Origin of the sequence: uncultured Friedmanniella sp., from assembly GCF_964244005.1 — a bacterium.
Classification (GTDB): Bacteria; Actinomycetota; Actinomycetes; order Propionibacteriales; family Propionibacteriaceae; genus Microlunatus.
The window spans coordinates 38,689-51,237 of record NZ_CAXTHG010000030.1; the positions used below are offsets into that span (position 1 = coordinate 38,689).

The following is a 12,549-nucleotide window of genomic DNA, read 5'->3' on the forward strand; positions in this document are numbered from 1 at the left end:
GGATGGACACATGACGAGGAGCAGGGCATGAGTGCCGTGTCGAACGAGCTGCCGCCGAGCCGCGCGGCGCAGCAGACGCCGCCGGGGGCGGACCTGCCGGAGCACCCGGAGTTCCTCTGGCGAAACCCCGAACCCAAGCGGCACTACGAGCTGGTCATCGTCGGCGGCGGCGGCCACGGCCTGGCCACCGCCCATTACCTGGCCCGGCGCGGGATCACCGACGTCGCGGTGCTGGAGCGCGGGTGGCTCGCGGGCGGCAACATGGCCCGCAACACCACGATCATCCGGTCCAACTACCTCCTGGACGCCTCCGCCGGCTTCTACGAGCACTCGCTCAAGCTGTGGGAGACCCTGGCCGACGACCTCGACTACCCGATCCTGTTCTCCCAGCGCGGGGTGCTGAACCTCGACCACACGCTGCAGGACGTCCGCGACTCGCGTCGCCGGGTCGAGGCGAACAAGCTCAACGGCGTGGACGCCGAGTGGGTCGACGCGACCGGGGCCAAGGAGCTGTGCCCGGTCCTCAACATCGCCGACGACATCCGCTATCCGGTGCTCGGCGGGACGTACCAGCCGCGCGCCGGTATCGCCAAGCACGACTACGTGGCCTGGGGCTTTGCCCGGTCGGCGAGCGCCGCCGGGATCGACCTGATCCAGAACTGCGAGGTCACCGGGATCGACGTCGAGCACGGCACCGTGCAGGGGGTGCAGACGCGGTACGGTGCCATCTCTGCCGACCGGGTCGCACTGATCGGCGCGGGCCACTCCTCGGTGCTGGCCGGGATGGCCGGCTTCGAGCTGCCCGTGCAGTCGCACCCGCTGCAGGCGCTGGTCTCGGAGCTGCTCGAGCCGGTGCACCCCACGGTGGTGATGTCGAACGCCGTCCACGTCTACGTCTCCCAGGCCCACAAGGGCGAGCTGGTGATGGGCGCCGGTGTCGACTCTTACGTCGGCTACGGCCAGCGGGGCGCCTTCCACGTGATCGAACGGCAGATGTCGGCCGCGGTCGAGCTGTTCCCGATCTTCTCCCGCGCGTCGGTCCTGCGGACCTGGGGCGGCACGGTCGACACCACACCCGACGCCTCGCCCATCCTCGGCCTCACCCCGGTGGACAACCTGTTCGTCAACTGTGGCTGGGGGACGGGCGGCTTCAAGGCCACGCCGGGCGTCGGGCAGGTGATGGCCGAGCTGCTCGAGACCGGCAAGGTGCCGGCCCTGGCCGAGGACTTCGGGCTGGACCGTTTCACCTCCGGCCGGCTGGTCGACGAGCACGGCGCCGCCGCCGTCGCCCACTGAGCCCTGAGCCGTGAGCATTGAGGAGGACGAACACCCATGCTGCTGATCCCCTGCCCCGAGTGCGGGCCGCGGAACGAGAACGAGTTCAGCTACGGCGGGCAGGCGCACGTCGCCTACCCCGAGGGCGGTGGTGCCGAGCTCAGCGAGGAGGAGTGGGCGCGCTACCTCTTCTACCGGTCGAACCCGAAGGGTCTGATGGCCGAGCGCTGGGTGCACGCCGCCGGCTGCCGGCGGTGGTTCAACGCGGTGCGCAACACCGTGACGTACGAGATCCTCGCCGTCTACCGCCCCGGTGAGCCGCGGCCCGAGCTCGAGGGGGTGACCGCGTGACCTCCTCCCGTTTGATGGTGGGCGGCCGGGTGGTCCGCGACCGACTGCTCGACGTGACCTTTGACGGCGTGTCCCTCGACGCACGGCCGGGGGACACCCTGGCCTCGGCGCTGCTCGCCTCCGACGTCCGTACGGTCGCCCACTCGGTGCTGCTCGGCCGGCCGCGCGGCGTCTACGCCGCCGGGGTCGAGGAACCGAACGCGCTGGTGCAGGTGAAGGGGCCGCACGCCGAGCCGATCACCACCGCGACCACGGTCGAGGTCGCGGACGGCATCGTCGCCGCGGGCCTGTGGGGCCAGGGCCGGCTCGACGCCGAGCCCGACACCTCGCAGTACGACCACCGGCACGCCTTCTGCGAGGTGGCCGTCGTCGGCGCCGGTCCGGCCGGCCTCGCCGCCGCGCTCGCCGCCGCCGCATCCGGCGTCCGCGTGCTGCTGGTCGACGACCGGACCCAGCCCGGCGGCTCGCTGCTGCGGGACGAGGAAGTCGCCTGGGCCGCCCTGGTCGCCGACCGGCTCGCCGCGACGTCGAACGTCACCCACCTGCAGCGCACCACGGTGATCGGCTACTACGACGACAACTACCTGGTCGCGGTACAGCGGAGTCCCGCCGGCGGCGACCACCCCGTGCGGGAGCGGGTCTGGCGGATCCGGGCGGGTGAGGTGGTGCTCGCGACCGGGGCCCATGAGCGTCCGGTCGTGCTCGAGGGCAACGACGTGCCCGGGGTGATGCTGGCCGAGTCAGTGCGGTCCTACCTGCTGCGGCACGGCGTCCTCGCCGGCGAGCGGGTCGTGCTCTTCACCACCCACGACGACGCGTACCGGGTGGCGATGGACCTGCTGGTGGTCGGCGCGCACGTGGTGATCGTCGACCCACGGCCGGGTGCGGAGCTGGCTGGGCTCGACGGCCCGGTGCAGACCGGCAGTGTGCTCAGCGGCTGCGTGATCACCCGGACCACCACCGGCCCGGACGGCGCGCTCACCGGCGTGACGGTCCGCCGGACCGCGGACGGCCTCGAGACCGAGCTGCCGGCCGACCTGCTGGCGCTCTCCGGCGGCTGGAACCCGGCGGTGCACCTCTACTCCCAGGCCGGTGGCCCGCTCGCCTTCGACGACCAGGTGGGCGCGTTCGTGCCTGCCGCCTTCCCTCCGGGCGCCCGCCGGCAGCGGGTGCGCGTCGTCGGCGCCGCCCGCGGTCTCCGAACCACGGCCGAAGCGGTCGCGGACGGCTCGTCGGTCGGTGCGCCGACGCCTCCTGACCTGCCCGACCTGCCGGTCGACGGGCTGAAGGTCACTCCGCGGCCCGCCGAACGGCTCTACCTGGTCGCCCCGGACGGCGCCGAACCGCGCAGCCTGACCCGGCACTTCGTCGACCTGCAGCGCGACGTCACCGTCGCCGACCTGGCCCGCGCCACCGGCGCCGGCCTGGCCTCGGTCGAGCACGTCAAGCGCTACACGACCGCCGGCACCGCCCACGACCAGGGCAAGACGTCCGGCCTGCTCGCCACTGGGCTGGTGGCGCAGCTGCTCGGCGTTGAGCCGGGCGAGCTGGGCACCACGACCTACCGGCCGCCGTACACACCGGTGGCCTTCGCTGCGCTCGCGGGCCGGGAGCGGGGCCGGCTCTACGACCCCGTCCGCACCACCGGCGCTCATTCCTGGCACGCGGCGCACGGCGCGGCGTTCGAGCCGGTCGGCCAGTGGCTGCGGCCCTGGTTCTATCCCCGGCTGCTGCCCGAGGGCGGCGAGGAGGATCTCGCGGCCGCCGTCGCCCGCGAGTGCGAGGCGGCCCGGACCGGCGTCGCCTTCCTGGACGGCAGCACGCTCGGCAAGATCGAGGTTGCCGGGCCGGACGCGGGCACGTTCGTGGACCTCCTCTACACGAACCTGATGTCGAGCCTCAGGGTCGGCATGGTCCGCTATGGCGTGATGTGCGAGCCGACGGGCATGATCCTCGACGACGGCACGGTCTTCCGGCTGGCCGACGAGCGCTTTCTGGTCACCACGACGACCGGTAACGCGGCGAAGATCCTCGACTGGATGGAGGAGTGGCTGCAGACCGAGTGGCCGCAGCTGCGCGTCTGGTGCACGTCGGTGACCGAGCAGTGGGCCACCATGGCGGTGGTCGGACCACGCTCGCGTGAGCTGGTCGGCGCGGTCGCCCCCGGGCTGGACGTGAGCCCGGAGGCCTTCCCGTTCATGTCCTGGCGTGACACCGAGGTGGCGGGGCTGTCCGCCCGGGTCGCGCGGATCTCGTTCTCCGGCGAGCTGGCGTACGAGGTGAACGTGGCCTGGTCCGACGCCGCCGCCCTCTGGGAGGCGGTCTGGACGCTCGGCGAGCCGCTCGGGCTGACCCCGTACGGCACCGAGACGATGCACGTGCTGCGCGCCGAGAAGGGCTACCCGATCATCGGCCAGGACACCGACGGCACAGTCACCCCGCAGGACCTGGGGATGAGCTGGGTGGTGTCGAAGAAGAAGGCCGACTACCTGGGCAAGCGTTCCCACGCCCGGCCGGACAACCTCACCCCCGACCGCAAGCACCTGGTCGGCCTGCTGCCGCTGGACACCACGCTGGTGCTGCCGGAGGGCAGCCAGCTGGTCGCCGAGGACGTGCTGCTCGACGGCGTGCTGCCCCCGCCGCCGGTGCCGATGCTCGGCCACGTCACCTCGTCCTACCCGTCGGTCGCGCTCGGCCAACCGTTCGCGCTGGCCCTGTGCCGCGGCGGCCGGGACCTGATCGGCCAGCGGGTGCTCGTGGTGGTCGACGGCGAGCCGCAGCCGGCCCTGGTCAGCTCACCGGTGCTGGTCGACCCCGAGGGAGCCCGCCGGGACGGCGACGCCACCCTCGCTCCCCTCTCGTGGCCACCGGCGCCGGTCGCCGACCCCTTCGGGCGGACGCCGCTGGTGGGCTACGTCGACGCGTTCGCCGGACTGAGCCCTCACCCGGCCCAGCTGAGGCTGGCCGAGCGGGGTCCCCGGACCGCGCTGAACCTGCGGGTCCGCCGCGACACCGACGGCGACGCCGCCGCGACCACCTGGCTGGGCATCGACCGGTTGCCGACCACCGGCGGGGTCGTCCGGGCCGGCGAACGCACGGTGCTGGCCCTCGGTCCCGACGAGTACCTGCTGCTCGACGGCGCCCACCAGCCTGACGCCGACGGGTTGCGCACGGCGGTGGGCTCCCACGGTGCCGTCACCGACGTCTCCGCCACCCGGACCACCGTGCTCCTCGGCGGCCGCCACGCCCGGGACGTGCTCAGCCACGGCATCGCCGTCGACCTCGACGCCCTCGTTCCCGGCACCTGCGTGCAGACCCTGCTCGCGCAGTGCGCGGTCGTGGCCGTCGGCCTCGGCGAGCCGGGGACCGACGACGACCGGGTGGAGGTGCTCGTCCGCTCCTCCTTCGCCGCTCACCTGGCCGACTGGCTGTTGCTCACCGCCGCCGAGTACGTCGGCGGCTAGCGCGCTACGCGAGGCGCAGCACTCGGGAACGCGCCCTGAGCTTGTTGAAGGCTTCGAAGAGGTTGCGCCTGCCCTTTGCCCATGGTGAGCGCGACCCCTTCGGGGCCCTCGACAAGCTCGGGGCACGTTGCTGGGCCCGCTGCCCCTCCAGGAGTCAGATCAGCTTGGGGGCGCCCAGCCCCAGGGCCTCGAGCGCGCGTCGGGCCTCGTCGCGAGGCCGGCCACCCAGCGTCACCACCACGCCGCGTTCGTCCGGCTCGAGCGGTTCGAGGGTGGCGAGCTGGGAGTCGAGCAGGGCCGGCGGCATGAAGTGGTTCATCCGGGCGCTCAGCCGGGCAAAGATGGCGTCCCGGTCGGCGCTCAGGTGGACGAAGACCACGCCCGGCCCCCGGATCCGGTCGCGGTAGGAACGCTTCAGTGACGAGCAGGTGATGATGCCCGGCGTACCGGAGGCGGTGTGCACCGAGATCCAGGCGGCGATCCGGTCGAGCCAGGGCCAGCGGTCGTCGTCGGTCAGCGGCGTCCCGGCGTGCATCTTGGCGACGTTCGCGGCGGGGTGCAGGTCGTCGCCCTCCTCCAGGTCCCAGCCGAGCTCGCCGGCGAGCAGGCCCGCGACGGTCGACTTGCCGGTGCCGGTCACCCCCATCACGACCAGCACGACGATCTCGTCCCCTGCGGGCGACTCTGCTGCCGCAGCGTTCATGATGGCCCCACCTCCGCCGGTCGTTCGACCCGGCGCCTCGCCGAGACAGGTCTGAGTATGGTCCCCTCTGCGGCGACCTGACAGCCGCGACCCCTCATAGACTCGGTTTCGTGCCCGCCCCCGAGGAGTCCCCCGACGTCCAGCCACCGCGTTGGCTAGACCCCGAGGAACGGGTGGTGTGGCTCGGTCTCGCCCGACTGATGACCAAGCTGCCCACCGCCCTGGACGCCCAGCTCGAGCGGGACGCCGACCTCAACTACTTCGAGTACATCGTGATGGCGATGCTGTCCGAACGCGACGACCGGACGCTGCGGATGAGCCAGCTGGCCGCCCTCACCAACGCCTCCCTGTCGCGGCTGTCGCACGTGGCCAAGCGGCTGGAGTCCCGCGGCTTCGTCCGCCGCGAGCCCGACCCCGACGACGGCCGCTACACCAAGGCCGTGCTCACCGACCTCGGCCTCACCAAGGTCGAGGACTCCGCCCCCGGTCACGTGACGGCGGTCCGCGCGCTGGTCATCGACGCGCTCACCCCGACCCAGCTGCGGCAGCTCAGTGAGGCCGTCGACGCGATCGTGTCCCGGGTCGACCCCGGCAACTCCAGCTGGCCACGGCCCCCGGCGGTCTGAGACGAGCCGATGGGTACGGGCTGATGGGTACGGGTTGATGGGTACGGGGCCGATGGTTACGTGGCCGGATGGGTACTGAGGTGCCTGTGCGACTCTCCGTGGTCATCCCCGCCTACGACGAGGCGGGTTCGTTGGGGGCGACCCTCGCCTCCCTGGCCGAGCAGCAGACCGCTAGCGAGGTCGAGGTGATCGTGGTGGACAACGCCAGTACCGACGCCACCGCCGCGGTCGCCGCCCGCTACGGCGCCCGGGTGCTGGTCGAGCCCCGCCGCGGCGTCTGCGCTGCCCGTCAGTGCGGCACCCTCGCCGCGCGCGGGGAGATCGTGGTCTCCACCGACGCCGACACCCGTTTTCTGCCGGGCTGGCTGCAACGGATCGAGGACGGCTTCGTCGACGACGTGGTCGCGGTGGCGGGTCCGTGCCGCTACGCCGACGCGCCGTGGTGGGCGCGCATCTTCCCCCCGCTCTACTTCGCCGCCCTCGCCGCGCGGTACCGTCTGACCGGCCGGGTCGGCTACATCACCGCCACCAACGTCGCGTTCCGTCGCGCGGACTTCCCGGGCTACGACACCTCCTTGACCCAGGGCGGGGACGAGGTGGACTTCCTCCGTCGGCTGCGTCGCCGCGGTCGGGTCGTCTGGGACGCCGGCAACCCGGTGAGCACCTCGTCCCGGCGGATGAACCAGGGCCTCGTGCACACCGTGGTGGTCTCCTACGGCTACCACTACGCGCTCAACCTGGCCGTCAACCGGGTCGCCGCCCGGCCGCTGCTGGGCGCGGCCCCGGCGATCCGCGAGCAGGACACCGCGCGGATCCAGCGCCGCCGGCGGCGGTGGCGGGTCGGTACGGCCGCTGCGATCGGCGCGCTGGTCCTGGTGCGGCGCCACGCCAGCCGACGGCGAGCGCCTTCGGCGCCCAGGATCACCGGTCCGCTGAGAGACGTGCGCTAGGTTGGGCGCCGTTCCCATGTCCCGTTTCCTGCTGCCGAGCACGCCCATCTACGGGCACCTGAGCCCGATGGTCGCGGTCGGTCGAGGCCTCGTCGCCCGCGGCCACACGGTCACCGTGCTGACGGGCCGCCGCTACGCCAGGCTGGTCCGCGAGGCCGGACTGGACTTCTGGCCGCTGACCGCCGAGGCCGACTACGACGACGCGCGGCTGCAGGACTGGCTGCCCGACCGGGGGCGGCGGAGCGGCGTCGCGGCCGGCCGCTACGACATCTTGAACCTCTTCGTCCGGCCGCTCGCCGCCCAGCACGCCGCGCTGCACGCTGCGCTGGCCGACGGGCCCTACGACGCCGTGGTCTGCGAGGCCGCGTTTCTCGGGGTGCTGCCGCTGCTCGCCGTCCCTCGGGCCGACCGGATCCCGGTGGTCGGGGTGTCGGCCACCCCGCTCGCCCTGACCAGCGTGGACGCTGCCCCGTTCGGCTCAGGCCTGGAGCCGGGCAGCTCAGCCCACACCCGCCGCCGCAACCGCTTCATCTCCGCGGTCCTGCACGGTGGACCGCTGCGTCCGGTCCAGACCGCGCTGGCGGACGCGCTCACCTCCCTGGGCGCCCCCGCCCCGGACGGCAACTACTTCGACCAGGCCACCCGCTTCGACGTGACCTTCCAGCTGGCGGCGCCCGGGATCGAGTACCCGCGGCGCGAGCTGCCGCCGACCGTACGCTTCGTCGGCCCGCTCCGGCCCCAGCCGCAGACGGGGCTGCTGCCGTCCTCGCCGCTGCCGCCCTGGTGGGGCGACCTCGACGGCAACCGACCCGTGGTGCACCTGACCCAGGGCACGATGGCGAACGTCGACCTGAGCCGGCTGATGGTGCCGGCACTGCGCGGTCTGGCGGGCACGGACGTGCTGGTCGTGGCCGCCACCGGCGGCCGGCCGCTGGCCCAGCTGGAGGACCAGCTCGGCGGTCCGCTGCCCCAGAACGCGCGGGTCGCCACCTTCCTGCCCTACGACCAGCTGCTGCCCCGGGCGGCGGCGATGGTCACCAACGGCGGCTTCGGCGGCGTCCAGCAGGCCCTCGCGGCCGGGGTGCCGCTCGTGGTGGCCGGCAGCACCGAGGACAAGCCAGAGGTCGCGGCCCGCGTCTCCTGGTCGGGCACCGGGATCAACCTGCGAACCGGGACGCCGTCGCCGCAGCGAGTCCGTCGGGCCGTCGAGCGGCTGCTCGCCGAGGCTGACTACCGCACCGCGGCCCAGCGGCTGCAGACCGAGATCGCCGGACTGGGCGACCCGGTCGAGGCGATCACCGCCTCGCTGGGCCGGCTCGTCGCCGGCTCGGACCTCGAGCCCGCGCACCCGCGTCCGGTGCTCGAACGCCACTCTCACTGATGCTCCGGGTTCCATAGACTGACGTCGTTTTCCCCCGACGACAAGGAGTCCGCCGTGTGCGCCGCCTGTGGAGTCGCCGGGCACGTCCCGGCCGCCGACCTCCCGGCGCCACCACCCGTCACGGCCGCGCTGCCCGCGAGCGGCGGTCCGCCCCGACGCTTCGCCGCGCTGCGCAACGCCGACTGCCGGCCGTACCTGATCGGCACCGGCCTGGCGATGATGGCCGACAACGTCGAACACGTGATCACCTACTGGGTGCTGTGGCAGCGCTTCCACTCCGAGGCGCTGGTCGGCTTCCAGGTGATCAGCCACTGGGTGCCGTTCCTGCTCTTCGCAGTCTGGTTCGGCGGGCTGGCCGACCGCTACGACTGCCGCCGGGTCATCCAGGCCGGCCAGGTGCTGTTCATGCTCGTCTCGGCGACCTGGGGCGTGCTGTTCCTCACCGGTACGCTGCAGGTCTGGTACGCCTGCGTCCTGCTGGTGCTGCACGGGATCGCCGGCGCGCTCTGGGGTCCGGCCGAACAGCTGATGCTGCACGACTTCGTCGGCCCCGCCGAGCTGCCGAGCGCAGTCCGGCTGAACGCCACCGTCAAGAGCCTCGGGATCCTCTTCGGACCGGTCGTCGGCTCGGCGCTGCTGCTCGGGCTCGGCCCGACCTGGGGAATCTTCGCCAACGTCGCCATCTACCTGCCGTTGACGCTCTTCCTGTTCCGTACCCGCTTCACCGGTCACCTTCGCGACGGCGTCGTGTCGCGGGCGCGGATGGGCGTCGGCGAGGCCGTCCGCACCCTGCGCGGCATCGGAGCCGACTCCGCGCTGGTCTCGATGATCGTCCTCGCCGGGCTGGGGTCGTTCTTCGTCGGGGCGTCGCTGCAGTCGGCGATGCCGCAGTTCGCGGCGGACCTGGGCACCGGCTCGGGCGGGTCCGCGTACGGCGTGCTGCTCTTCGCCACCGGCGCCGGCGGAGTGCTGGGCGGTTTCGTGCTGGAGGCGACGGGCTGGGTCAAGCCGATGGTGTCTGCGGCCGTGGTGGCCACGGCGGCGTACGGGCTGGCGATCCTGGGCTTTGCGGTCACCCACAGCTATCCGCTCGCGGTGATCCTGCTCGTGGTCGGCGGTGTGGCCAACCTGGCCTCGATGTCGATCAGCCAGACCGTGGTCCAGCTGCGCGCGCCCGCCGACCAGCGGGGCCGCGTCATCGGGGTCTACACGATGTCGGCCAGCGGGCTGCGGGCGGGCAGCGGCGTCACCGTCGGGCTGTTCGGTGTGCTGGTCGGGATCCACGCCTCGCTCGCGCTCAGCGCGACCGCCCTCTGCGTGGGCACGGTGGTCGCCGCGGTCTACGCCGCCCGAGGTGCCCGCCGCCGCCTCGCCGCCCACGCCACCTGACGCCCAACCCACCTGACGCCGCCCGACCGAAAGAGAGCTGCCGTGACCGGACTGCCCACCCTGGCCGTCAGCGGGGTGACCGGTCACCTCGGCGGCCTCGTCGCCCGCCAGCTGTCGGCGGCCGGCGTACCGCTGCGACTGCTGGCCCGGTCGCCCGAACGGGCACCGGTGCTGCCGGACTGCCCGGTGGTGGAGCTGTCCTACGGCGACTCACCGGCCGCCCGCACCGCCCTGGCCGGGGTCGAGGTGCTGTTCATGGTCTCGGCGGCCGAGAGCGTCGACCGGCTCGACGTCCACCGAGGCCTGGTGGACGCGGCCGTGGCCGCCGAGGTGCAGCAGGTCGTCTACACCTCCTTCGTCGCCGCCAGCCCCCACTCGACCTTCACCCTCGGGCGGGACCACGGCGCGACCGAGCAGCACATCGAGGCCGCCGGGCTCGCGTTCACCTTCCTGCGCGACAACTTCTACCTCGACTTCCTACCTGCCGTCGCCGGCACCGACGGGGTGATCGGCGGACCGGCCGGCGACGGCCGGCTTGCCGCCGTCGCCCGTGCCGACGTGGCGCGCTGCGCCACCGCCGTGCTGCAGCAGCCGTCAGCCCACCGCGGACAGCGCTACGACCTGACCGGGCCAGAGGCCCTGAGCCTGGACGACGCGGCCCGGATCATCACCGAGGTCACCGGCCGGCCAACGACGTACCACGACGAGACGGTGCCCGAGGCGTACGCCTCCCGGGCGGTTTACCAGGCACCGGACTGGCAGGTCGACGCCTGGGTCAGCACCTACACCGCCATCGCGACCGGCGAGCTGGCCGCGGTGAGCGACAACGTCCGCCAGTTGACCGGCCGGGCGCCAGTCGGGCTGCGGGAGGTCCTGACCGGATCGGACCACGTTCCCTCAACATCTGCCTCGACCAGAAGCGACACGCCGGGTCGCGCGGCGTGTCGGCTTCGGTCGGTGCAGATTTTGAGGGAAGGTCGGCCTTAGACCGCCGTCTCTGAGGCGAGCGACTCGGTCCCGTACCGGTCGAGCGCGACCCGGCGGCGCCGGCGGTCGAGCAGGGCCATCACCGGCGTGGCCGTGATGCCGTGCAGGACCACCGAGGCGGCCACGGCGAAGGCGACCACCGCCCAGAGCCGGTCCGGGTCGGCGAAGTCGGCGTGCTGCAGCGCCCAGCCGGTGTAGAACAGTGAGCCGATGCCGCGGACGCCGAAGAAGGCGATCACCACGCGTTCGCGCGGGCCCGTCCGGCTGCCGAGCAGACCGAGCCACCCGGTCAGCGGCCGGACCAGCAGCAAAAAGGCGAACGCCACCAGCATGTCCCGCGTCTGCAGCGGCGCCAACAGCCCGCGGGCCAGCGCACCGCCGAGCAGCACCAGGATGAGCACGGTGATCAGCCGCTCGAGCTGTTCGACGTAGGAGTGCAGCACCCGGTGGTAGCCGTGGCTGCGTTCGGCACCGCGCAGGGCGCACGCGCAGACGAACACCGCGACGAAGCCGTAGCCGTGAGCAAGCTCGGCCGCCCCGTAGGTCAGAAAGGTGACCGCCAGCGCGACGAAGCCCTCGGCGTGGTCGGCGAACCGCAAGCTCGGCACCGGCGCCGAGAAGAAGAGCTTGCCGAGCAGCCAGCCCGCGCCGACGCCGACGGCAAGCCCGATCCCGAGCCGGCCGAGGACGTCGATGAGCAGCCAGTGCCCGACGCCAGCCCAGCCGATGCCCATCGTGGCGATCCCGACCGCTGCGTAGGTGAAGGGGAACGCCATCCCGTCGTTGAGCCCGGCCTCCGACGTCAGCGCGAAGCGGGCTTCGTCCTCGGCCGGCGCGTCCTCCTCCTCGGCGGGCTCGGCCACCTGCACCTCGCTGGCCAGCACCGGGTCGGTCGGCGCAAGCACCGCGCCGAGCAGCAGCGCCGCGGCCAGGCCGAAGCCGAGCACCTGACCGGCGAGCAGGGTCACGATGCCGACCGAGCCCACCATCGTCAGCCCGATCAGCCGCCAGGTCGTCGCCCAGCGCCGCCAGCCCACCGGCCGGTCGAGCGCCAGACCCGCTCCCATCAACGACACCAGCACGCACACCTCAGCCAGGTGGGTGGCCACCTCGACGTGCTCGCGCGGGTCGGGGTTGGGCAGCTCGGGCACGAGCGTGAACACGACGATGCCCAAGCCCAGGAAGACCATCGGCATCGACACGGGAACCCGGCCGAGCACCCGGGGCAGCAGGGCGGCGGCGAAGGCGGCGAGACCGACGGCGAGGAACAGCAGGCCGGGGCTGTCGAGAACGATGAGGATCTCCTGGCGGATCGGTCGGGCAGCGTCCCCGGACGTGCCATGGCCTGTCGATCCTAGAGGCCGGTTCCTAGCCCGGCGCTTTCACGCAGTGAATCCTGAATGGGTGTTGATCAACTAGAAAG

Annotated in this window: 10 protein-coding genes; 8 read left to right on the top strand and 2 right to left on the bottom strand. The window is 72.9% G+C overall.

The window, feature by feature from the left end:
• The first annotated feature begins 27 nt into the window (after positions 1-27).
• From ACFE76_RS16870 to ACFE76_RS16880, 3 genes are read left to right on the top strand one after another with little or no spacing between them, the layout of a single operon-like run.
• Positions 28-1,296 (top strand): sarcosine oxidase subunit beta family protein, encoded by a 1,269-nt coding sequence (locus ACFE76_RS16870; RefSeq protein ID WP_375432937.1) that lies wholly within the window; start codon positions 28-30, stop codon positions 1,294-1,296.
• Positions 1,297-1,332: 36 nt separating this feature from the next.
• Positions 1,333-1,626, top strand: coding sequence for a sarcosine oxidase subunit delta (locus ACFE76_RS16875; protein WP_375432938.1), 294 nt, complete (start codon positions 1,333-1,335; stop codon positions 1,624-1,626).
• On the top strand, positions 1,623-5,090 hold the full coding sequence (locus tag ACFE76_RS16880; protein WP_375432939.1) for a 2Fe-2S iron-sulfur cluster-binding protein: 3,468 nt from the start codon (positions 1,623-1,625) through the stop codon (positions 5,088-5,090). Before ACFE76_RS16875 ends, ACFE76_RS16880 begins: the two co-directional genes overlap by 4 nt.
• Positions 5,091-5,244: 154 nt before the next feature.
• On the opposite strand, the gene ACFE76_RS16885 is transcribed toward ACFE76_RS16880, so the two are convergent.
• The gene (locus tag ACFE76_RS16885) at positions 5,245-5,793 is read right to left on the bottom strand and encodes a gluconokinase (protein WP_375432940.1); all 549 of its coding nucleotides are present in this window, start codon (positions 5,791-5,793) and stop codon (positions 5,245-5,247) included.
• A 110-nt stretch (positions 5,794-5,903) separates the two neighbouring features.
• Between ACFE76_RS16885 and ACFE76_RS16890 the strand changes: the two genes are divergently transcribed.
• The 5 genes from ACFE76_RS16890 to ACFE76_RS16910 all read left to right on the top strand — a co-directional run bounded on the left by ACFE76_RS16890 (position 5,904) and on the right by ACFE76_RS16910 (position 11,126).
• Positions 5,904-6,419, top strand: coding sequence for a MarR family winged helix-turn-helix transcriptional regulator (locus tag ACFE76_RS16890; RefSeq protein ID WP_375432941.1), 516 nt, complete (start codon positions 5,904-5,906; stop codon positions 6,417-6,419).
• A gap of 80 nt (positions 6,420-6,499) precedes the next feature.
• A complete protein-coding gene (locus ACFE76_RS16895; RefSeq protein WP_375432942.1) occupies positions 6,500-7,369 on the top strand; it encodes a glycosyltransferase family 2 protein in 870 nt (289 codons plus the stop codon).
• A 16-nt stretch (positions 7,370-7,385) separates the two neighbouring features.
• The gene (locus tag ACFE76_RS16900; RefSeq protein WP_375432943.1) at positions 7,386-8,750 is read left to right on the top strand and encodes a glycosyltransferase; all 1,365 of its coding nucleotides are present in this window, start codon (positions 7,386-7,388) and stop codon (positions 8,748-8,750) included.
• A gap of 54 nt (positions 8,751-8,804) precedes the next feature.
• Positions 8,805-10,139 (top strand): MFS transporter, encoded by a 1,335-nt coding sequence (locus ACFE76_RS16905; protein ID WP_375432944.1) that lies wholly within the window; start codon positions 8,805-8,807, stop codon positions 10,137-10,139.
• A 42-nt stretch (positions 10,140-10,181) separates the two neighbouring features.
• The gene (locus tag ACFE76_RS16910) at positions 10,182-11,126 is read left to right on the top strand and encodes an SDR family oxidoreductase (RefSeq protein WP_375432945.1); all 945 of its coding nucleotides are present in this window, start codon (positions 10,182-10,184) and stop codon (positions 11,124-11,126) included.
• Here ACFE76_RS16910 and ACFE76_RS16915 read toward each other — a convergent pair.
• A complete protein-coding gene (locus ACFE76_RS16915; protein ID WP_375432946.1) occupies positions 11,123-12,439 on the bottom strand; it encodes a cation:proton antiporter in 1,317 nt (438 codons plus the stop codon). The two genes, ACFE76_RS16910 and ACFE76_RS16915, sit on opposite strands and share 4 nt — an antisense overlap.
• Positions 12,440-12,549 lie beyond the last annotated feature (110 nt).